Source organism: Janthinobacterium saanense, from assembly GCF_014200675.1.
Taxonomy (GTDB): domain Bacteria; phylum Pseudomonadota; class Gammaproteobacteria; order Burkholderiales; family Burkholderiaceae_D; genus Janthinobacterium.
Genome location: NZ_JACHCI010000007.1, coordinates 59,656 through 80,711 on the forward strand (window position 1 = coordinate 59,656; position 21,056 = coordinate 80,711).

At 64.1% G+C, this 21,056-nt stretch carries 17 protein-coding genes; 13 read left to right on the top strand and 4 right to left on the bottom strand.

Going from position 1 to position 21,056, the window contains the following annotated elements; genetic code table 11:
- The first annotated feature begins 5 nt into the window (after window positions 1-5).
- Both HDE72_RS12015 and HDE72_RS12020 read left to right on the top strand, forming a co-directional pair.
- Window positions 6-569 carry a GNAT family N-acetyltransferase gene (locus HDE72_RS12015; protein WP_183741044.1) on the top strand — a complete coding sequence of 188 codons (564 nt, stop codon included), beginning with the start codon at window positions 6-8 and terminating at the stop codon, window positions 567-569.
- Between the two features lie 80 nt (window positions 570-649).
- Window positions 650-2,209 (top strand): POT-type proton-dependent oligopeptide transporter, encoded by a 1,560-nt coding sequence (locus HDE72_RS12020; RefSeq protein WP_260176643.1) that lies wholly within the window; start codon window positions 650-652, stop codon window positions 2,207-2,209.
- Here HDE72_RS12020 and HDE72_RS12025 read toward each other — a convergent pair.
- A complete protein-coding gene (locus HDE72_RS12025; RefSeq protein WP_183741046.1) occupies window positions 2,206-3,216 on the bottom strand; it encodes a zinc-dependent alcohol dehydrogenase family protein in 1,011 nt (336 codons plus the stop codon). The genes HDE72_RS12020 and HDE72_RS12025 overlap by 4 nt on opposite strands.
- Window positions 3,217-3,325: 109 nt before the next feature.
- On the opposite strand from HDE72_RS12025, the gene HDE72_RS12030 reads away from it, so the two are divergent.
- Entirely contained in the window at window positions 3,326-4,210 is an 885-nt protein-coding gene (locus HDE72_RS12030) for a LysR family transcriptional regulator (RefSeq protein ID WP_260176644.1), read from the top strand.
- Here the strand turns inward: HDE72_RS12030 and HDE72_RS12035 are convergent.
- Window positions 4,207-5,838, bottom strand: coding sequence for an alpha-D-glucose phosphate-specific phosphoglucomutase (locus HDE72_RS12035; RefSeq protein ID WP_183741048.1), 1,632 nt, complete (start codon window positions 5,836-5,838; stop codon window positions 4,207-4,209). The genes HDE72_RS12030 and HDE72_RS12035 overlap by 4 nt on opposite strands.
- Window positions 5,839-6,017: 179 nt before the next feature.
- Here HDE72_RS12035 and HDE72_RS12040 point away from each other — a divergent pair, with 179 nt between their 5' ends.
- The 10 genes from HDE72_RS12040 (at window position 6,018) to HDE72_RS12085 (ending at window position 17,585) form a co-directional block, all read left to right on the top strand.
- Window positions 6,018-6,527 (top strand): sigma-70 family RNA polymerase sigma factor, encoded by a 510-nt coding sequence (locus HDE72_RS12040; protein ID WP_183741050.1) that lies wholly within the window; start codon window positions 6,018-6,020, stop codon window positions 6,525-6,527.
- 8 nt (window positions 6,528-6,535) lie between these two features.
- The gene (locus HDE72_RS12045) at window positions 6,536-7,636 is read left to right on the top strand and encodes a FecR family protein (protein WP_183741052.1); all 1,101 of its coding nucleotides are present in this window, start codon (window positions 6,536-6,538) and stop codon (window positions 7,634-7,636) included.
- A 106-nt stretch (window positions 7,637-7,742) separates the two neighbouring features.
- Complete coding sequence (locus HDE72_RS12050; RefSeq protein ID WP_183741054.1) at window positions 7,743-10,166, top strand: TonB-dependent siderophore receptor; 2,424 nt, start codon at window positions 7,743-7,745, stop codon at window positions 10,164-10,166.
- Window positions 10,167-10,502: 336 nt separating this feature from the next.
- Window positions 10,503-11,249, top strand: coding sequence for a DUF4198 domain-containing protein (locus tag HDE72_RS12055; protein WP_183741056.1), 747 nt, complete (start codon window positions 10,503-10,505; stop codon window positions 11,247-11,249).
- A gap of 2 nt (window positions 11,250-11,251) precedes the next feature.
- Window positions 11,252-11,590, top strand: coding sequence for a DUF3649 domain-containing protein (locus HDE72_RS12060; RefSeq protein ID WP_183741058.1), 339 nt, complete (start codon window positions 11,252-11,254; stop codon window positions 11,588-11,590).
- Window positions 11,587-13,212: a PepSY-associated TM helix domain-containing protein gene (locus HDE72_RS12065; protein WP_183741060.1), complete on the top strand. Its 1,626-nt coding sequence runs from the start codon at window positions 11,587-11,589 to the stop codon at window positions 13,210-13,212. Before HDE72_RS12060 ends, HDE72_RS12065 begins: the two co-directional genes overlap by 4 nt.
- A complete protein-coding gene (locus HDE72_RS12070) occupies window positions 13,209-13,565 on the top strand; it encodes a DUF3325 domain-containing protein (RefSeq protein WP_183741062.1) in 357 nt (118 codons plus the stop codon). Before HDE72_RS12065 ends, HDE72_RS12070 begins: the two co-directional genes overlap by 4 nt.
- Before the next feature lie 9 nt (window positions 13,566-13,574).
- Complete coding sequence (locus tag HDE72_RS12075; protein WP_183741064.1) at window positions 13,575-14,102, top strand: sigma-70 family RNA polymerase sigma factor; 528 nt, start codon at window positions 13,575-13,577, stop codon at window positions 14,100-14,102.
- The gene (locus HDE72_RS12080) at window positions 14,084-15,049 is read left to right on the top strand and encodes a FecR domain-containing protein (protein ID WP_183741066.1); all 966 of its coding nucleotides are present in this window, start codon (window positions 14,084-14,086) and stop codon (window positions 15,047-15,049) included. The genes HDE72_RS12075 and HDE72_RS12080 overlap by 19 nt, the downstream gene beginning before the upstream one ends.
- A gap of 79 nt (window positions 15,050-15,128) precedes the next feature.
- The gene (locus HDE72_RS12085) at window positions 15,129-17,585 is read left to right on the top strand and encodes a TonB-dependent siderophore receptor (RefSeq protein ID WP_183741068.1); all 2,457 of its coding nucleotides are present in this window, start codon (window positions 15,129-15,131) and stop codon (window positions 17,583-17,585) included.
- Here the strand turns inward: HDE72_RS12085 and HDE72_RS12090 are convergent.
- Together HDE72_RS12090 and xylB are read right to left on the bottom strand one after the other, a co-directional pair.
- Window positions 17,582-19,408, bottom strand: coding sequence for a putative bifunctional diguanylate cyclase/phosphodiesterase (locus HDE72_RS12090; RefSeq protein ID WP_183741070.1), 1,827 nt, complete (start codon window positions 19,406-19,408; stop codon window positions 17,582-17,584). The two genes, HDE72_RS12085 and HDE72_RS12090, sit on opposite strands and share 4 nt — an antisense overlap.
- Window positions 19,409-19,557: 149 nt before the next feature.
- Complete coding sequence (gene xylB, locus HDE72_RS12095) at window positions 19,558-21,030, bottom strand: xylulokinase (RefSeq protein ID WP_183741072.1); 1,473 nt, start codon at window positions 21,028-21,030, stop codon at window positions 19,558-19,560.
- Window positions 21,031-21,056: the final 26 nt, after the last annotated feature.

Below are 21,056 nucleotides of genomic sequence, written 5' to 3' on the forward strand. Positions count from 1 at the left end.
ACGACATGCCTCCCTTCCACGTGCGCCCCCTTACCGCCGACGATACGCCCGCCTACCGCGCCCTGCGCCTGGCAGGCATCAGCGAATTGCCCGCCACCTTCTGCACCACCTATGCGCTGGAAAGCAGCTTGCCCCTGACACACATCAGCCAGCGCCTGCAAGCGAACCGCTACCAAATAATCTTCGGCGCCTACGATGACGAGCAATTGGTCGCCATGGCCGGCCTGCGCCGCGAACCGATTGCCGTGGTGCATGACAAAGCCAGCGTCTGGGGTGTGTACGTGGCGCCAGACGCGCGCGGCAAGGGGGCGGGCTGGCAATTGCTGCAGGCAGCCATCAGCCATGCCTGCGCCATTCCCGAACTGGCCAAGCTGCGCCTGGCCGTGGCGCAAGACAACCATGCGGCCCTGTCGCTGTATCTGCGCTGCGGTTTTACCCTGGCCGAGGATGCCGCACCGCTGGGCATGCTGCAAATGCAGATGCTGCTGCCGCGGCCTGCCATCGCGGAAACCATATCAAAAAGCGATGTCTTTATGAAAATCAATGACTTACGGAAAGTGGAAAAATAGCGGATAGACCATTTTTCCTGTTGCCATCAAGCTCTTCAGGCCTTAGCATCGCGGCTTATAAAAATACTTAGGAAGAGACCATGTCAACGGCCGAGATAAAAAATGCCAGTGGGCAAATGCCCCGCCAGATACCCTACATCATCGCCAACGAAGGCTGCGAGCGCTTCAGCTTTTATGGCATGCGCAACATCCTCACACCGTTTCTGATCAGCACCTTGCTGCTGATGATACCCATCGATCAGCGCACGGGCGAAGCCAAGCACGTGTTCCACACCTTCGTCATCGGCGTGTATTTCTTCCCGCTGCTGGGCGGCTGGCTGGCCGACCGTTTCTTTGGCAAGTACAACACCATTTTCTGGCTCAGCCTCGTGTATTGCGCGGGCCACGCCTGCCTGGCCATCTTTGAAGATAGCGTCAACGGCTTTTATTTCGGCCTGTTCCTGATCGCCTTCGGTTCAGGCGGCATCAAGCCGCTGGTGGCGTCTTTCGTGGGCGACCAGTTTGACCAGACCAACAAGCACAAGGCCAAGCTGGTGTTCGACCTGTTTTACTGGATCATCAACTTCGGCTCCTTCTTCGCTTCGCTGCTGATGCCGATGTTCCTGCGCGACTACGGTCCATCGATCGCCTTCGGCATCCCCGGCCTGATGATGCTGGCCGCCACCATCGTGTTCTGGATGGGCGCAAAAAAATACGTGCACATACCGCCGGCACCACCGAATCCCGATTCGTTCACCCGCGTGGCCCGCACCGCCCTGCTGGCCCAAGTCGATGGCGGTTCGCGCGCAGGCCTGTACGTGGCCTACCTCGGCGTGGCCGGCGCCCTGTTCTCGTTCTACATGGTGCCCGACTGGGGCTTCGTGATCTCGGCCTGTACCGCGCTGGTGCTGCTGCTGGCCTTCGGCAGCATCGGCACGGCCATGCAGCTGGAACGCGCACGCGGCATCCACCCTGACGAAGCCGTCGAAGGCGTGCGGGCCGTGCTGCGCATCCTGGTCATCTTCGCCCTGGTCACGCCATTCTTCTCGCTGTTCGACCAGAAGGCTTCGACCTGGATCGTGCAGGCCAACACCATGGAAAAACCAAGCTGGTTCCTGCCGGCCCAGATGCAGGCGCTGAACCCGATGCTGGTGATGCTGCTGATCCCGTTCAACAACCTGGTGCTGTACCCGATGCTGAACCGCTTCGGCCTGGAAGCGACCGCCCTGCGCCGCATGACGGCCGGCATCGGCTTTTCCTCGCTGGCCTGGATCGTCATCGGTCTGCTGCAACTGGCGCTCGACAGCGGCAACGCGGTCTCCATCATGTGGCAAATCCTGCCGTATGCGCTGCTGACCTTTGGCGAAGTGCTGGTGTCGGCCACCGGCCTGGAGTTTGCATACAGCCAGGCGCCAGTGTCCATGAAAGGCGCCATCATGAGCTTCTGGAATCTGTCGACCACGGTGGGCAACCTGTGGGTACTGATCGTCAACAAGAGCGTCATGAACGAAGGCGTGATCGGCAAGATCTCGGAAAGCGGCATCAGCGTGACCGCCTTCCAGATGTTCTTCTTCGCCGCCTTCGCCGCCGTCGCCATGCTGGCCTTCGGACTGTATGCGAAACGCTACAAGATGGTCGACAACTACCGCAAGACTGCCTAATTCAGGCGTAGAACGACCTTGCCAAAGGGGCTGGCGCCCAGGCGTGCCAGCCCCACATCCACCTGATCGACGCCGAATACGCTGTCGATCACCGGCACGATGCGGTGCTGCGCTATAAACGCATTCATCCGTTCAAACATGCTGCGCGAGCCCGTCTCGATGCCACGCACATTGATATTCTTGTTCATCACCGTGAAGATATCGAAGGGATTGGTTTCTTCCTGCACCACGCCGATAATCGCCACCGTGCCCTCGAAGGCAACAGCGCGCGTGGCGCGGCGCAGCGAATCGGTCAAGCCCATGTCCAGCACCAGCTGCGCGCCAAGGCCGTTGGTCAGCGCCTGCACCTGCTGATCCCATTCCGGCGTCACGGAAGAATTGATGGCGTCGTCGGCGCCTGCCGCCAGCGCCAGTTTCAGCTTTGCTTCGGTGCGCGACACAACAATCACGCGCGCTCCCAGCGCCTTGGCGAACTGGATCGCAAACACGGCCACGCCACCGGTGGTCTGCACCACCACCGTATCGCCGGGCTGCAGCGTTTTCACTTCCGCCACCGCATGCCAGGCCGTCAGCGCGGCCACCGGCAGGGTTGCCGCTTGCGCATACGATAAAAAATCGGGGCTGGCCACCAGTTCATCTTCATGCAGCTGTATCTTTTCAGCCAGCACGCCATCGCGCCCACGACTGCCCAGCGAACCGCTCAAGCCTTCTGCCGTCAAGGGACCATCGAGCCAGTTTGGCAGCACGGTGGTATTGACCCTGTCCCCCACCTTGAAACGGCTCACGCCTGCGCCCACCGCTTCCACCACACCCGCCGCATCGCTGAAGGGAATGCGGCCTTCGACGGGCGGGCGGAAGCGGTTGCCTTTGACAAAATAGACATCCCTGAAATTGAGGGCAATCGCCCGCACGGTCACCAGCACATCCTGCGCACCGAGCGGCAGCGGTGCTTGCTGTTGGCGCAGCAACTGGCCCTGGCCATCGGTGCGATAAATCGTGTAAGTCATAGCGGCTCCAGAAGAATTTTCAGGAAGCCAGTATCGGCCTGCGCTCAGGGATTAACAATCAGCTTAAAATGCAAAGGTTTATTGCACCAATCGCAAAAGTGGAGCTCAAATGGAAATGCTCAATGAAATGGCAGTCTTCGCCCAGGTGGTCGACAGCGGCGGCTTTTCAGCGGCGGCGCGCCATCTGGGCGTGGCGACATCGGCCGTCAGCCGCCATGTGGCGCGCCTGGAAGCGCACTTGGGCGGACGGCTGCTGCAACGGACCACGCGTTCGCTGTCGCTGACCGAACTGGGCGTACAAGTGCATGCGGCCTGTGTGCGCATGCTCAGCACGGCGCGTGAAGTCCATGTGCTGGCCGGCAGCTACCGCGCCCGGCCGAACGGCGTGCTGCGGGTCAGCGCGCCCATCGTGTTTGGCCAGGTCTGGCTGGCGCCCCGGCTGCCCGCCTTCCTCGACCTGCATCCCGACGTCGATGTACGCGTGACCTTGACCGACCGCACCATCGACCTGGTGGAAGACGGCATCGACCTGGCGATCCGCATCGCGCGCGAACTGGCGCCGGGGCTGGCAGCGCGGCCCTTGTGCTCAATGCGTTATGTGCTGGTGGCGTCGCAAGCCTATCTGGACGAACATGGCGCGCCCGAGGCGCCGGAAGACTTGCTGCGGCACCGCTGCTGTTATCTGGGATATGGCCAGTTCGGCGGGCGCTGGTCCATGCGCAGTAGCGAGCGCAGCGCCAGCATCGATATTCCCGCCCGCATCACCATCAACAATAGCGGCGCCATCATGGCGCTGGTGGAAGCCGATGGCGGCATCGGCCTGGTGCCCGACTTTGCCGCGCAAGCGGCGCTGGCTTGCGGGCGGGTGAAACAGCTGCTGCCGGCATGGGAATTTGACACGCCCTATGCCGGCGCCGTGCATGCCGTCTACACGCCGGGCCGGCACCTGGCCTTGAAGGTGCGGGCCCTGATCGACTACCTGGCGGTGACTTAAGTCGTCACCGTCGGCGCAGCGAGCCCCGTGCGCTCGCGGATCTGCGCCACTTGCTCCGCCACCGCGATCAAGCCGGCCAGCGCCTCTTGCGTGGGAATGCCGTGCCGCGCGGGATCGGCTTCGTAGCGCTCCAGGTAGAGGCGCAAGGTTGCGCCTTGCGTGCCCGTGCCGGACAGGCGCAGCACGATGCGCGAACCGTCCGTCATGATGATGCGCACGCCCTGCTGCGTCGCCACCGAGCCATCGACAGGATCGGTGTAACTGAAGTCATCGGCCAGCGACACCGTGTAGACACCCAAAGTCTGGCCAGGCAATTCTTTCAATTGACTGCGCACGAAGTCCATCAACTGATGCGCGGCGGCGCCGTCGATATCTTCGTAGTCGTGGCGCGAATAATAATTGCGGCCAAAGCGGGCCCAGTGCGCACGCACGATCTCTTCTACCGACTGCTTTTTTTCCGCCAGCAGGTTGAGCCAGAACAGCACGGCCCAGACACCATCTTTTTCGCGCACGTGGTTGGAACCCGTGCCGTAGCTTTCTTCGCCGCACAGGGTGGCCATATCGGAGTCGAGCAGGTTGCCAAAGAATTTCCAGCCGGTCGGCGTTTCGAAGCAGGGAATGCCCAGGGCCGCGGCCACCCGGTCGGCCGCGCCTGAAGTCGGCATGGAACGGGCGATCCCCTTCAAGCCCGCGCGGTAGCCTGGCGCCAGATGGGCATTGGCGGCCAGGATGGCCAGGCTGTCCGAGGGCGTAACATCGAAACGGCGGCCGAGTATCATGTTGCGGTCGCCGTCGCCATCGGAAGCGGCGCCAAAGCCGGGAGCATCGGACGCTGCCATGCGGCCTATCAGTTCATGCGCATTGACGGGGTTCGGATCGGGATGGCCGCCGCCAAAGTCTTCCAGAGGCAGGCCGTTGATGACGCTGCCCTTGGGTGCGCCCAGCAAGCCTTCGAGAATGCGCGTGGCGTAGGGGCCGGAGACAGCGTGCATGCCGTCAAAGCAGATGCGCAGTCCACCCGCAATCAAGGCGCGGATGGCGTCTAAATCGAACAGCCGCTGCATCAGTTCCGCGTAATCGGCGACCGGATCGATCACTTCGATAACCATCTGTTCGATCTGCACCGTGCCCAAAGTATCGAGGTCGATGTCTGGCGTGTCAGCGATGCGGTACTCGCGCAATTGCTGCGTGCGTGCATACACGGCTTCGGTGACTTTTTCAGGCGCCGGTCCGCCATTGGCGATGTTGTACTTGATGCCGAAATCGCCATCAGGGCCGCCTGGGTTATGGCTGGCCGACAGGATGATGCCGCCGCTGGCGCCATGCTTGCGGATCACGCAGCTGACGGCCGGCGTCGACAATATGCCGCCCTGCCCCAGCATCACGCGTGCATAACCATGGGCGGCCGCCATGCGCAGCACCGTCTGGATGGCCGTACGGTTATAAAAGCGGCCATCGCCGCCCAGCACCAGGGTTTTGCCGCTGCAATCGCCCACCGTATCGAACACGCTTTGCACGAAATTTTCCAGGTAGTGCGGTGCGCGGAACACCTCGACCTTCTTGCGCAGCCCCGAGGTGCCCGGCTGCTGGCCGGCGATCGGGACTGTCTGGATGAGTTGAATTGCCATGTTGCCTCCTTGTTAACTCCATATGGTAGCGCATGGCAGGCGGCACGCAAAGCGTTGTACGCGTGCCACGGTGCGCCAGACCGCTTAGCAAGATCACAAAAATCATTGCACTTACTTTATAATGAGAATCATTCTCATATGTGGCAAGCCAGGTTGCCTCACACCAACATCCGGACGCCGTGCTTGCCCACTATTACCAAGAATTGCTGAACTTCTGCTGGCGCAGCTTGCGCAACCGCGAGGCCGCTGCCGACCTGGTACAGGAGAGCTATCTGCGCGTGCTGGGCGTGCAGCACAATTCAGAACTGGGCGAGCAGGCCGTGCGCGAGCCGCGTGCCCTGTTGTACCACACGGCGCGCAACCTGATCATCGACAAGCACCGCCGCGCCGCACTGCGCCAGCACGACGCGCTCGACGCCTTGCCGGAAACCGCCCACCCGTCCGCCCCGCAGCATCTGCAACCGGAACAAGCCCTGGAAGGCAGCCAGGACTGGCGCGCCTGCGTGGACGCCATCGATGCGCTGCCACCACGCTGCCGCGACGCTTTCGTGCTGCACATCTTCGAGGAATTGCCGCATGCGCAGATCGCCGCGCGCATGGGCATTTCCGTGAGCATGGTGGAAAAACACATCGCGCGCGGCATGCTCAGCTGCCAGAAGCAATTGCAATCGCTGCGGGTACCGGCATAATGCGGCCCATGCAACAACCACCATCAGACCACGATTTCGGCCCGTCCGCGCAGGACGAAGCGGCCTTGCGCGCGCACGCCAGCGATGCCACACAAGATCCAGTGACTTTGGCGGCCGCCACCTGGTTCAGCCGCCGCCAGCAGCTGGACGCCGGCGAGCTGGCAGCCTTCGAAACCTGGCTGGCGCAGGACGCCGCCCATGGCCGCGCCTACGCGGCCATGCAAGACACGTACAGCCAAGTGCGCCAGATTCCGCCCGAGATCGCCGCCCGCTGGAAAGTGGCGCCAGCAACAGCGGTATCGGCTCCACGCCGCCACTGGCTGCGCGCCTGGCCCTACGCGGCGGCGGCCATGCTGGCGCTCAGCGTGGGCGTGGGCGGCTATGAATGGTCGCAGCAGCAAGCCAGCTTCACGCAATCGTACGCCACGCAGCGGGGCCAGCGCCTGGCTGTCAATCTGCCCGATGGCAGCAGCTTGCTGCTCGACACGTCCACGCGCCTGAACGTCAGCCTGTATCCGCGCAAGCGCGAAGTGCAGTTGCTGCAGGGCGAAGCCATGTTCCAGGTGCAAGCGAAACAGGGCCAGCCTTTCGACGTGTTCAGTGGGCCGCTGAGGGTCACGGTGGTGGGCACGCAATTTTCCGTCCGCAATACCTTGCCCTACGATGGCAAGCTGAGCGTGGCCGTGCAGCAAGGCCATGTGCGCGTGGCGGGTGAAAGCCACAGCCAGGTCGAGCTGCTGGCCGGCCAGGGCGTGCAAGCCGATGCTGCGGGACAGTTATCCAGCATCTCGAACCTGCCACCCGATAGCGTGGCGCCGTGGCGCAACGGCCGCGTCACGGTCGACAATCTGCCGCTAGGCCAGGTACTGGCCGAATTCGAGCGCTATGGCGACACGGGCCTGGTGCTGCGCGACCCGGCTGTCGCCCGCCTGCACATAGGCGGCAGTTTCAGCCTGACGCAGCTGGACGGCTTCGCCGCCGCCCTGCCCCATCTGCTGCCCGTGCAAGTAGTGCGCAGCAACGGCCGCAGCGAAATCCGTCTGGCGCCCAAAGTGCAAGACCAGCGCCCCTCGGCTCAGCTAGCTGCACCGCTACCCACTCCACGATAAATCTTTTTGCAAATAAATCTCATTCTCAGGTGAGGATGAGGCCGCCTTGTGCGTCTACCTGGTTAATCAATGCTTTTTAAAAATGAATTAACCTGGAGAATGCATCATGTGGCAAGCCCGTTTCAAACCTGCACCGATCGCCCTGGCCGCCATGCTGGCGCTGGGAACGATCAGCCTGGCGCAGGCGCAATCCTTACCCTCCGTCAAACTGAGCATCGCAGCCCAGCCACTGGGATCGGCCCTGAATGAACTGGCGCGCCAGGCTGGCGTGCAACTGCTGTTTTCGCCCGAACTGGTGGCCGGTAAAACCGCGCCTGCCGTCAATGGCAGCCTGAGCCTGCACGATGGCCTGGACCGCCTGCTGGCCGGCAGCGGACTGCAAGCCGTGGTCGAAAACGGCACCGTCACCATCAAGGCGGCGCCCAAGGTTTCCCATGAGACGGCCACCCTGTCGGAAATCACCGTCAGCGCCTATGGCGAGCGCACGGCCACCAGCGATGGCACGGGCAATTATGCGACGCGCGCCGTGACCCTGGCCGGCGCCGAACGCTCGCTGCGTGAAACGCCGCAATCGGTATCCGTCGTCACGCGCCAGCAAATGGACGACAAGAATTTGTTCACCCTGGACCAGGTGCTGGAACAAAGCACAGGCCTGACGCGCATGAACCGCAGCTTCGGCTCGCACGAATTCCTCTCGCGCGGCAATGCACTGTCCTACCTGGTCGACGGCATGCCGGGCGTGGCCGACAACTCCACCGGCTGGCTGATACCCGACATGGCCGTCTACGACCGGGTGGAAATCCTGCGCGGCTCGGCCGGCCTGATCGTCGGCGCCGGCACGCCGGGCGGCGTGGCCAATCTGGTGCGCAAGCGCCCGCGCGCCGAAGCCCATGCCGACGTCACCGTCACGGCCGGCAGCTGGAACCAGCGCCGCGTGGAAGTCGATGCCGGCACGCCCTTGAATGAGGCCGGCACAGTGCGCGGCCGCGCGCTGGTCGCCTATGAAGACCGTGGCTATTTCTTTGACGCCGCCCACAGCCGCATGCCCCTGTTCTACGGCATTATCGAAGCGGACCTCGATGCAGCGACCACCGTGCGCGCAGGCGCGCGCCACCAGCACACGGTGACCGACGGCTACTGGCTGTTTGGCCTGCCCCGCTACAGCGATGGCGCGACTTTGCCGGTGCGCCGCTCCACCTCGCTGGCGCAGGACTGGAACCGCCACGACGCCACCATTGCCGAACTGTTCGCCGACCTGGAACACCGCTTTGCCGGCGACTGGAAAGCCAGGTTCGCCATCAACCGCACCCTGGGCGACTTTGACCAGCAGGCAGCCATCGTGCGCGGCAGCATCGACCCCGCCACACAGCAAGGCGCCCGGCTCTATACGGTCAATTACCGCAAGCAGGACATCGTCACCACGGGCCTGGACGCCAACGTGGGCGGCAGTTTCCAGGCCTGGGGCGGCAAGCATGAATTACTGTTCGGCCTGAACGCCTCGCGCGCCGTCACCAATGACCATTCGGCATCGACTTCTCCCGGCCTGCCATTTGACGTGTTTAACCCAAACAATGCGCTGATCCCGCAACCCGTTCATCCAGCCTGGAGCTCGCTGCCGCATGTGACAGAACAGAATTACGGCGCCTACGCCAGCACGCGCTGGGAATTGCAGCAGGACCTGCATCTGCTGCTGGGCGGGCGTTTGAGCTGGTTCGACAAGAACACCACCGGCCAGCTCGATACCGACCCGGTCAGCCGCTACAAGGAAAGCGCCGAGTTCACGCCGTATGCGGGCGCAGTCTATGACCTCGACCGGCGCTGGTCCGTGTACGGCAGCTACGCCAGCATCTTCAAGCCGCAAAGCCTGTACTACACCCTGGGTGGACAAACATTGAAACCGGTGGTGGGCGACACCTATGAAGCCGGCGTCAAAGGCGAACTGTATGACGGCCGTCTGAACGTGGCGCTGGCCGCCTTCCGCATCAACAAGCGCGACATGGCCGTGTACGACCAGGCGTCCGACGACAGCTGTTTGAAGTGGGATATCTCGGGCAGCTGCTATGTGAATGGCCGGCCGATCCGCAGCACCGGCATCGATGCGGACGTCAGCGGCGAAATCCTGCCGGGCTGGCAGCTGTCGTCGGGCTACACCTATAACGTGACGCGCGCCGAAGGCGATGAAACGCCGCCGTCCGTCACGCCCAAGCACATGCTGCGCGTGTCGACCAGCTACCGCCTGCCCGGCGCGTGGAACCACTGGACCATCGGCGGCGGCGTCTCGGCGCAAAGCGGCTATCGCTACCAGGCGGACGACAATCCCGACATCGGCTTTCGCAATGGCGGGCGCACCGTGTGGGATGCGCGCGCTTCCTACGTGTTCAACAAGAACTGGACGGCCAACCTGAGTATTGCCAACCTGACCGATAAAACCTATTGGGCCGCCACCGGCGAACTGCGCCGCGGTAACTACTTCGGCGAACCGCGCAACATCATCCTGAGCCTGCGCTACACACCCACGCTGGGCCATTAAAAACCGCCTTGTCAGTCCGTTGCCCCTGTCCCTCGCCATGCGCAGGGACAGGGGCATTCCCTCCTTCCTGTTCCTGTACGACTATCCTGCTGCGCCAGGATGGGGCGGCACTTGCCCTTTTCACATCGATAAAATATAATAAGAATCGTTCTCATTCGCAATGAGTGGCCGACGAGCGCCGACTAAACTGCGCAGTGACGACTGATTGCGCCAGCCAGGCCTACGCGCCAAGCAAGCTTCCCACGATACAAACGCTCTGCCGCAAGATGCCAGGCTGCCGCCCCACGGAGCGGCGGCCATTCTTTGATCACCATGACAAGAAATAAGGGACTCACCATGCAACTGACTTCCATCGCCCGCCTCGGCGCCATCACCGCCACCATGCTGGCCAGCGCACTGTTCTGCGGCACGGCCAGCGCCCACCAGATCTGGCTGGAACAAAATGACAAGGTAGCCAGCGTTTATTTCGGTGAATTCGGCGACAACCTGCGCGAAGCCTCGCCTGGCCTGCTGGACAAGTTCACGCTGCAAAACGCCGGCCTGGTGACGGCCAAGGGCACGCAGCCCCTGCAGGCCAGCAAGACCGCAAACGCGTTTGCCCTGAACGGCAGAGTGGCCGCCGGCGAGAGCATCATCGTCGAAGAAAACAGCTATCCATCGTGGGAAGAAAAAAAGGACGGCCAGGTCACGCGCGCCATCTGGATCCCGGCGGCGCGGCTGATCTCCGGCCACCAGGCGCAAACACCGGCGCTGACCCTGGACCTGGTGCCGACCGGACAAGCGGGCCAGTTCCAGGTCAGCTACCAAGGCAAGCCACTGCCGCAGGCCAAGGTCAACGCCGTGGTGCAATCGGGCTGGGCCAAGGAAGCCTACAGCGATGAACAAGGCCTGGTCAGCTTCCCCCTGCCATGGAAGGGCACGTATGTGCTGGAAGTGCACCATGAAGACAAGACGGGCGGCCAGCGCAATGGCGAGGCCTATGCCAAGGCCGTGCTTGTCACCACCCTGAGCCTGGTGCAGCCGCAAGGCGTAGCGCCCATGCCGGCGCCGCCAGCCGCAGCGCCCAGCAAGGACCACGGCTAATCATGCAGGCATCCGCCATCACTGAAAACATGCCACGCCTGCGGCTGTCCGCCGCCGCGATCTACCGCCTCGGCGTGGCCTCGCGCAGCATCGCGGCCATCGCCGGCGGCTATGTGCTGGCGGCGCTGGTCACCATGCTGCTGTCGGTTTGCCTGCCCATGGCGCGCGCCGAAGCCGTCATGACGGCCACCCTGCTGTCGTTTGCCATTTACACCTGCGCCGTGCTCTGGGTCTTCGCCACCGGCAGCGCCCTGCGCGCCTGGCTGGGCCTGTTGATACCGGGCGCCGTCATCGCCGCCATCCTGCAATGGATGGGCGCCTTGTCCTGGAGTCTCGCATGAAAGAAGGTTTTCGCCAGTCGATGGCATGGCTGCATACCTGGTCTGGCTTGTTAGTCTGCTGGATCCTGCTGCTGGTATTTTGCGCCGGCACGGCCAGCTACTACCGCAATGAAATCACCCTCTGGATGCAGCCCGAACTGCACGGCGCGGCCGCCAGCAAGGTCGCCACCGAAGACGCGGCCACGGCCGCGCAGCAAGCGATGCAAGAGCGTGCCGAAGGCGCGCCGCGCTGGTTCATCAGCCTGCCCGGCGAGCGCACGCCCGCCACGCAGCTGGGCTGGAGCAAGCCGTCGAAACCCGGTGAAAAAAAGCGCGGACGGCGCGGCAACTTCCACAGCGAAATGGCCGACCCGGCCACCGGCGAAGTATTGTCCAAGCCGCGCGACACACGCGGTGGCGAATTCCTGTACCGCCTGCATTTCGACCTGCACTATATGCCGGCCATCTGGGCCCGCTGGATCGTGGGCTTTTGCGCCATGTTCATGCTCGTGTCCATCATTAGCGGCATCGTCACCCACAAGCGCATTTTCAAGGATTTGTTTACCTTCCGGCCCAGGAAAGGCCAGCGTTCGTGGCTGGACGCGCACAATGTGACGGCCGTGCTGGCCCTGCCTTATCACCTGATGATCACTTACACGGGGCTGGTCACCTTGATGTTCCTGTACATGCCATCGGGCGCCACGGCTGCCTACAAGGGCGACCAGGACACCTTTTTTGCCGAAGCCTTCCCCGGCGGCTCCAACGACCGCAAGGTGAGCGGCGTGGCTGCGCCCCTGACGCCGTTCGCGCCGCTGGTGCGCCAGGCCGAACAGCACTGGGGTAGCAAGGTTGAACGCATCTCCGTCAACCATCCGGGCGACGCCAACGCCATCATCACCTTGTCACGCGCAGCTGGCCGCGACATGTCGTCGAAGCAGCCGTCGATGGACTTCGATGGCGTCAGCGGCAAGCTGCTGTCGACCAATGGCGACGAGCTGCCCGGCGCCTCGGCCACGCATGGCGTGATGTATGGCTTGCACATCGCCCATTTCGGCGGACCGCTGCTGCGCGCGCTGTTCTTCCTGTCCGGCCTGGCCGGCTGCGCCATGGTTGCCACCGGCGCCTTGCTGTGGGCCGTCAAGACGCGCCAGAAGCAGGCCAAGGCGCTGGCCGCCGGCAAGCGCCCCAGCTTCGGCCTGCGCCTGGTGGAAGCGCTCAATATCGGCGCCATCGCCGGCATCCCGATCGCCTTTGGCGCCTACTTCTGGGCCAACCGCTTGCTGACGGCCGGCATGGAAAACCGTCCGCAAGAGGAAATCGCCTGCTTCTTCGGCGCCTGGGCCCTGGCCGCCATCGTGGCCCAGCTGCGGCCATCGCGGGCCATGTGGCGCATCGAGCTGGCAGCCGGCGCCTTTTTATTCTGCGCGCTGCCCGTACTGAACGTGCTGACGACCGAATCGCACCTGGGCGTGACCTTGTTCATGGGCCGCGGCCCCGCTTCCGTGGCGGCCTTCGACCTGGTGGTGCTGGTGCTGGGCCTGGGCCTGGCGTATGCGGCCTACACACTGAAACCCTTGCCGGCCAAGGCGGTCAAGGCAGCGTCTGCCGCCAAGCCGGCGGCGCCAGCGATGGAGGCCGCATGACGGAGCTACTGGCAAACTTCCTGGTCTTTGCGCTGTGCTACGCGGGCCTATCTTGTTTGTGCCTGGCGATGGACCGCCATTACGCCGACCTGCATGGGCGCGGCGCAGAACCGCCGCCGCAGCTGCGCCGCCGCCTGCAGTGGGGCGGCTGGGCCGCGCTGGCCATCGGCCTGGCCTGGGCCATGCATCTGGCCGGTTTCGGCTACGGACTGGTGTCGTGGGCAGGCAGCCTGACCGGCTGCGGCCTGCTCCTGATCTGGCTGCTGCCATATGCGCCGCAGCAAGCCATGCGCCTGGCGCGTGTCATCGGCGCCACAGCCCTGCTGGCCGCCGTGCTGCTGGCCGTGCGGTAAGGAGCGACCATGCCAGCGAGCCCGTTCGCCCTCTCCCCTGTGCCGCCGACGCAGCTGGACAGCCTTTACAACGCACATCGCGGCTGGCTGGCCCACTGGCTGCAGCGGCGCCTCGGCAACGCCTTTGATGCAGCCGACCTGGCGCAAGACACCTTTGCCCGCTTGCTGGCAGGCAGCCCCGCCCAGCCGCAAACGCCTGCGCTGCGTGCCCCCAAGGCGTATCTGGCCACCATTGCCAAACACCTCTTGATCAACCATTTGCGGCGCCGCTCGCTGGAACAAGCCTGGCTATGCGCGCTGGCCGAGGTGCCCGAACAGCACGCGCCGTCTGCCGAGCAGCAAGCTGAAATTTTGCAGGCCCTGCAAGCGGTCGACGCCATGCTCGATGGCCTCAAGCCCAAAGTACGCACCGTCTTCATCATGGCGCAGATCGAGGGGTACCCATATGCGGAAATTGCGGCCCAACTGGGCATCAGCGAGCGTTCCGTCAAACGCCATATGGCCGAGGCGCTGACCGAATGCGTGCTGCTGGCATGAGCAGCCAGGCGGCAGCACCGCTCTCGCGCAAGGTGGCGCGTGAAGCCGTCGAATGGTATTTGCTCGAGCAATCGGGCCAGGCCACGCCGGACGAGCTGGCCGCGTCGGCACACTGGCGCGCACACGATCCCGAACATGCGCGCGCCTGGGCCAAGGTACAGCAAGTGAGCAAAACCACCGGCATGCTGCCCCCGCAGCTGGCCGCACCGCTGCTGCACCGTCCGCAGCGGCGCGTGGCCATGCAGGCACTGCTGGCGTTGATGCTGGCGCCTGGCGCCTGGATGCTGCTGCGCAGTGGCGTGTTGTCCGACGTGCTGGCCGACTACCATAGCGGCGTGGGCGAACGACGCACTATCCGCCTGCCCGATGGCGGGCGGTTGATGCTCAACACGGATAGCGCCCTGGACATCGCCTACACGCAAAACGAAAGGCTGCTGACCTTGCGCCGGGGCGAACTGCTGGTCGAAACGCATGCCGACCCTCGCCCCTTTTTTGTCGCCACGCGCCATGGCCGCATCCGCGCGCTGGGCACGCGTTTTATCGTGCGCCAGGATGAAAATTGCAGCTACGTGACGGTGCTGGAACACGCGGTGGAAATCGCCCCGCGCGCGCCATCGGCCACCCTGCGCCGGGTGCCAGCGGGCCAGCAAAGCTGTTTTAATGAGGGCCATGCCGACTTGCCCATGCCGGCGCCACCGCAGGCAGATGCCTGGTCGCGCGGCATGCTGGTAGCAAACAACATGCGCCTGGACGACTTCGCCACCGAACTGGCACGCTACCGCCCTGGCTTGCTGCGGGTGGAAGCCTCGGCGGCCAGCCTGCGACTGACAGGCGCCTTCCAGCTCGACGACACCGGCGCCGTACTGGAAAATCTCACGCGCATGCTGCCGGTCGATGTGCTGTACCGCACGCCGTATTGGGTCACCATCACGGCCAGAAAAAATTAATTCTAAAAAGTTGGCCCTTTTTTCAACTGCCGCCTGTCCTGTCCATATCCGCAACGACATCGACTGGAAAGGCAAGACCATGCACCACCCCCAATCTCCCTTGACACCCCTCGCGCGCGCCATCGGCGGCGCCCTCTTGATGCTATCGCTGGCGCATCTTCCAGCCATCGCCGCTGAAACCGCCCCCGCGCCAGCGGCTGCGCCAGCAAGCTACAAGGTCGCCGCCGGCGAACTGTCGCCCGCCATCGCCAGCTTCGCCGTCGACGCCAGGGTCAGCGTGGGCGCTGCGGCCGAACTGCTGCAAGGCTTGCGCACCCGGGGCTTGAGCGGCAGCTACACGGTGCCGCAGGCGCTGGCCCAGCTGCTGGCCGGCACCGGCCTGGAAGCCGTGCCCAGCGGCGAACGCAGCTATGTGCTGCGCAAGGATGGCACCTCATCCAGCGCTACGCCCATCGCCGCCACCCTGGGCGAAGTCGCCGTCAGTTCCAGCGCCCTGCGCGACGGCACCACCGAAGGCAAACGCAGCTACGCCGGCCTGACCAGCGCCACGCGGCTGAACCTGTCGCTGCGCGAAACGCCGCAAGCGGTCAGCATCATCACGCGCCAGCAAATCGAAGACCAGGGTTTGACCACCCTGCAAGACGTGCTGGTGCAGGCGCCCGGCGTGACGGTCGACCGTTCATCGAGCACGCGCGAATACGACCAGGTGTTTTCACGCGGCTTCGAAGTGAGGTCGTATATGTTCGACGGCATCCCGACCAGCAAGAACCTGGAAGCGCGCACCTATGACATGGCGATTTACGACCGGGTCGAAATCATCCGCGGCGCCACGGGCCTGATCAGCGGCACGGGCAGCACGTCGGCGGCCGTCAACCTGGTGCGCAAGCGCCCTGGCCGCAGCTACACCGCCACGGCGGGCGCGCAGCTGGGTTCATGGGACCGCTACCGCCTCGACGGCGACGTCTCGATGCCGCTCAATAGCGACGGTTCGGTACGCGCGCGCCTGGTCGCCGCGCATGAAGACCAGCATTCCTTCATCGACCGCTACCGGCAGAAAAAGGATGTGCTGTACGCGATTGTCGAAGCGGACCTGACGCCATCGACGGTGCTCAGCGCCGGCGTCAACTACCAGAAGGAAAAGCTGAAAGGCGCAGGCCGCGACTTTCCCATCTTCTACAGCGATGGCTCGCAAACCCATTTCCCCCGCTCGATGAACGGTACGGCTGCCTGGAGCACCTACGACCGCGAACAGAGCATGCTGTTCGCCACGCTCGACCATTATTTCGACAATGACTGGATCGCCAAACTGGCCATCAGCCGCAGCAGCAACCAGTACGATGCGCTGCAGGGCTTTTCCGGCAATGGCTATCCGGACCGCGTGACGGGCGCCGGCATGGGCCTGTGGCTGGCCAACTGGCACAGCAAGCCGCAACAGACTTCGCTGGACGCCTACGTCAGCGGCCCGTTCGAGGCTTACGGCCGCAAACATGAACTGGTGCTGGGCGTGAGCACCTCGCAGCTTCAGACGAATGGTCCGATCTACCCTGGCTGGCGCCTGGACGGCTACGATTACACGGTGCCCGATATCCATCACTGGAATGGCGACATGCCGGTGCCCGACTACAGCGGCACGCGCCTGGGCACCTCGTATGACAAGGAACAGGAAAGCGGCTTGTATTCGACCTTGCGCCTGCGCCCGACAGAGGCGCTGTCAGTGATTCTGGGAGCGCGCCTGTCGTACTGGAAGCGCGATATCCGCAGCGACTATTACAACGATGTGCCGCTGTACGACGCCATGCGCGAAAACGGCAAGATCACGCCCTATGCGGGCATCGTCTACGACGTCGACAAGCACTGGTCGGCTTACGCCAGCTACACCAGCATCTTCACGCCGCAAAGCCAGCGTGACGTGAACAGCCATTTCCTGCCGCCGCTGGAAGGCAAGAACTATGAGGTGGGCGCCAAGGGCGAATTCTTCAACGGCAAGCTCAATACCAGCGCCGCCATCTTCCAGCTGCAGCAAGACAATCTGGCCGAAGCCGATCCGGGCAATATCTGGATCATCGGCACGGGCGGCGGCTCCTACGCCTACCATACGGTAAAAGGCGCCACCACGCGCGGCTTCGAGGCGGAAGTGTCGGGCCAGTTGCGCCCCGACTGGCAACTGACGGCCAGCTATGCGTATAGCCGCATCCGCAACGCCGAAGGCCAGCGCATCCAGACCAGCCAGCCGCAAAGCATGGCCAAGCTGTGGACCACCTGGCGCTTGCAACAGGGCCTGCCTGGCCTGACCCTGGGCGGCGGCGTGAACTGGCAGAGCGATATCTATATGGATGACCGGGGACCGAACGGCGAGCGCTTCACGCAGCAGGCTTACGCGGTCGCGGGACTGATGGCGCAATACCAGCTCAGCGCGCAACTGGTGGCCACCTTGAACGTCAACAACGTCTTCGACAAGCGCTATTACTCGACCGGTCTGGGCGGCTACTATGGCGACCCGCGCAACGCCATGCTGACACTGCGCTACAAGTTTTAAGCTGGCGTAGCACTCTTGAGCAGCGCCTCGACGCCGTCCGGCGCCATGGCGCGGCCCAGGAAATAGCCGAAGGCTTCATCGCAGCCCATGGCGGCCAGCAGTTCAAGCTGTTCGCTATTTTCCACGCCGCTGGCGATGGTGCGCAGTTTCAAGGTCTGCGCCATCGCCACGATGGCGCGCACCATCGCCCCCGCTTCATCATGGCCAGGCCCTGGCGGCCGCCCCAGGTCGTCGATAAAACATTTTTCGATCCTGACGGCGTCGGCAGGGAAACGCTTCAGGTAATTGAGCGAGGTGTCGCCGGTGCCGAAATCGCTGATGGAGATACGCATGCCCAGCTGGCGGAACTGGTGCAGTATCAGCTCGCAGTTCTGGTTGCGGTCGATCAGGATGGCGGCCGCGATCTCCAGCTCGATGCAATGACCGGGCACGCCGGCCGCCTCCAGTGCGGCGCTAAAGTGGCGCGCGATGTCGCGCTGGTAAAACTGGCGCGCCGACAGGCTCACGGATACGATCAAAGGCTGGCCCTGCGCGATCCAGCTGCGCGCCTGCTCCACGGCCGTGGCCAGTACCCAGGAACCGACCGGCAGTATCAGCGCGCTTTCTTCCAGCACCGGCAGGAAATCGAGCGGCATCATCAGCCCCAGCTCCGGGTGCTTCCAGCGCAGCAGCGCTTTCACGCCCGTGATCGTACGCGTGCCGAGGTTCATCCTGGGCTGGTAGTACAGCACGAACTCGTTGCGCTCAAGCGCATGGCGCAGCGCCGTCTCGATAATGGTGCGCGAATACGACTGCGTCTGCATGCACGAGGAATAACGCAGACAGGTGCCGGAAGCGCGCCGCTTGGCCGCGTACATGGCCAGGTCCGCCTTTTCAATCAGCGCGTTGACGTCATCGTCGTCATCGGGATACAGGGCCACGCCCACGCTGGCGGCCACCGTCAGGCTGTATTCACCGATGACGAAAGGCGCGGCAATGGCATTGACGATTTTTTCGGCTACCCGTTCGGCGTCCTGCGCCGCATGCAGCTCGGTCAGCAGGATGATGAATTCGTCGCCGCCCTGGCGCGCCACCGTATCGACCTTGCGCAGGCATTGCTGCACGCGCAGCGCAAACTCCATCAGCACCTGGTCGCCCACGTCGTGGCCCAGACTGTCATTGATGGCCTTGAAGCGGTCGATATCGACAAACAGCACGGCCAGCAAGCCCTGGTGGCGGCGCGCATAAGCGATGCCGTGCTCGAAGCGAATCTGGAAATGCAGCCGGTTCGGCAGCCCCGTCAAGCCGTCATGGTGGGCGATGAATTCCAGTTGCGCCTCGGCGCGGCGGCGCGCCGACACGTCGTGCAGCAACAGCACCGCGCCCCCCTGCGCAAGCGGCGCGCAGCTGTATTGCACATCGATGCGCTTGCCGTCGAGATGGCGCAGCAGCACGGCGCCGCGCGCCACTTCCAGCACTTCTTGCTGGATCACGCAATCGCGCACCTGGCGCGCCGCATCGACGGCGACGCCGTCGTGAAACAGCGGCAGCAGCTGCGTCACGGGCGCACCCACGCCATCGCCGGGCGCCAGGCCGCTGAGCGCAGCGGCGCGCGCATTGAGATAATGCACCACGCCGTCCTGGTCGGTGCCGATCACGGCGGCCGGCAGCGCATGCAGCAGCGACAGCGCATGCGCATATCCCTGCGCCTGGGCAGCGCGCAGCACTTCGCCAGCCGCATGGCGCGCGCGCCACCGGCGCAGCGCATGCCATTGCCAGGCCAGCAGCACACTGAAGGTCAGGGCCAGGACCAGGCACAGCAAGGCCAGCAGCAGCGCCGTCATGCCTTACCTTGCAGGCAAAAAGAGGGGAACATGGTTTTCCTTTGCTACACGCGACAGCGCCAGGCGCAGAGACATGCGGAAAGGAAATGATAAAAGAATTGGGCGGGCCTACCACAGAGATTAGGCCGCGCTTGACTGGTGTCAATCCATCAAGAGTCTTGTGCCGCCATTGCCATCTCTGCACGCAACAAAGGGTAGAGCCGGCGATAGCGCGCAAGCCGCTCCTGCAGCACGCCAGACGCTTGCGGCGCAATGGTTTCCTGTACAGCCGGACGCGTGCACACCTGCGACGGCGGCAAGCCCGTCACGGCCATCTGCGCGAGGCGGGCCGCGCCCATGGTGCCACCGGCCACGCCGTGGTCGTGGCGCAACACTTCCAAGCCCGAGGCGTTCGCGCACAGCTGCGCCCAAAAGCGGCTGCGCGAACCGCCGCCCACGAAAGACGCCTGCGTCAGCCGGGTGCCGGCGCTGCGCAGCGCCTGATTGCCATCGGCCATGGCAAACGCCACGCCTTCCATCACGCTGTAGGCCAGCTCGGCGCGGCCATGTTCGGTCGACAGGCCGAAAAAAACGCCACGCGCATTCGCATCGTTGTGCGGCGTGCGCTCGCCGCTCAGGTACGGCAAGAAGATGGGCGCCGTGCGCGCTTCGACGTTTTCGGCCAGGGTCGCCAGTTCGCCGATATCGTTTGATTGCGTCAGCCTGGCCACCCAGCTGAGGCTGGACGCGGCGCTGAGGATCACGCTCATCTGGTGCCAGCGCTCGGGCAGGCAATGGCAGAACGCGTGCACGCCCTGGCCAGGATTCGGTGCAAAGCCATCGCTGCCGGCAAACAGCACGCCCGAGGTGCCCAGCGACAGCAGGCCGGCGCCCGGCTCGACCACGCCCAGGCCGACGGCGGCCGCCGCGTTGTCGCCTGCGCCACCGGCCAGCACCACCGCATGCGAGATGCCCCATTCCTGGCACAGCGACGGACGTATCTGCGCGGCCGCATGGCTGCCCTCAACCAGGCGCGGCATGTGTTCGCGGCCCAGGCCAGTGGCTGCCAGCATGCGTTCAGACCAGTCGCGTCTGGCCACGTCCAGCCACAAGGTGCCGGAAGCGTCGGACATATCGGACACATAATCGCCCGTCAGCCGCAGCGCCACATAATCCTTGGGCAGCAAGACTTTGCGGATGGCGCGGAACAGTTCCGGCTCATGCTTTTTCAGCCACAGCAGCTTGGGCGCCGTGAAGCCGGGCATGGCCTGGTTGCCGGTGATGCTGCGCGACTCGGGCACCAGCGCTTCGAGTTCCACGCATTCGGCGTGCGAGCGCGTGTCATTCCATAAGATGGCCGGACGCAGCACGCGGTCCTGGCCATCGAGCACGGTGGCGCCATGCATCTGGCCCGACAGCGCAATGCCGCGCAAGCCGGAAAACGCCGCCGGCTGGGCGCTGCGGATGGCGGCGATCACGTCCAGGGTGGCGCGCCACCAGTGCTCGGGGTCCTGCTCCGACCAGCCCGGATGGGGGCTGGACACGCGCAGGCTCACGCCGCTGCTGGCCAAGATGGTTTGCGCGTCATCCGTCAGGATGGCCTTGATTTCGGAAGTGCCGATATCGATACCGAGATAAGTCACGATGATTCCACAAAAAGTAATGGGCT

Excerpts from the sequence above, each read along its gene's own strand:
- HDE72_RS12045 (WP_183741052.1), top strand. The coding sequence starts at position 6,536 with ATGCAACAACCACCATCAGACCACGATTTCGGCCCGTCCGCGCAGGAC.
- HDE72_RS12085 (WP_183741068.1), top strand. The coding sequence starts at position 15,129 with ATGCACCACCCCCAATCTCCCTTGACACCCCTCGCGCGCGCCATCGGC.
- HDE72_RS12060 (WP_183741058.1), top strand. The coding sequence starts at position 11,252 with ATGCAGGCATCCGCCATCACTGAAAACATGCCACGCCTGCGGCTGTCC.
- HDE72_RS12030 (WP_260176644.1), top strand. The coding sequence starts at position 3,326 with ATGGAAATGCTCAATGAAATGGCAGTCTTCGCCCAGGTGGTCGACAGC.
- HDE72_RS12020 (WP_260176643.1), top strand. The coding sequence starts at position 650 with ATGTCAACGGCCGAGATAAAAAATGCCAGTGGGCAAATGCCCCGCCAG.
- HDE72_RS12050 (WP_183741054.1), top strand. The coding sequence starts at position 7,743 with ATGTGGCAAGCCCGTTTCAAACCTGCACCGATCGCCCTGGCCGCCATG.
- HDE72_RS12035 (WP_183741048.1), bottom strand. The coding sequence starts at position 5,838 with ATGGCAATTCAACTCATCCAGACAGTCCCGATCGCCGGCCAGCAGCCG.
- HDE72_RS12015 (WP_183741044.1), top strand. The coding sequence starts at position 6 with ATGCCTCCCTTCCACGTGCGCCCCCTTACCGCCGACGATACGCCCGCC.
- HDE72_RS12075 (WP_183741064.1), top strand. The coding sequence starts at position 13,575 with ATGCCAGCGAGCCCGTTCGCCCTCTCCCCTGTGCCGCCGACGCAGCTG.
- HDE72_RS12070 (WP_183741062.1), top strand. The coding sequence starts at position 13,209 with ATGACGGAGCTACTGGCAAACTTCCTGGTCTTTGCGCTGTGCTACGCG.
- HDE72_RS12065 (WP_183741060.1), top strand. The coding sequence starts at position 11,587 with ATGAAAGAAGGTTTTCGCCAGTCGATGGCATGGCTGCATACCTGGTCT.
- HDE72_RS12025 (WP_183741046.1), bottom strand. The coding sequence starts at position 3,216 with ATGACTTACACGATTTATCGCACCGATGGCCAGGGCCAGTTGCTGCGC.
- HDE72_RS12080 (WP_183741066.1), top strand. The coding sequence starts at position 14,084 with ATGCGTGCTGCTGGCATGAGCAGCCAGGCGGCAGCACCGCTCTCGCGC.
- HDE72_RS12055 (WP_183741056.1), top strand. The coding sequence starts at position 10,503 with ATGCAACTGACTTCCATCGCCCGCCTCGGCGCCATCACCGCCACCATG.
- HDE72_RS12090 (WP_183741070.1), bottom strand. The coding sequence starts at position 19,408 with ATGACGGCGCTGCTGCTGGCCTTGCTGTGCCTGGTCCTGGCCCTGACC.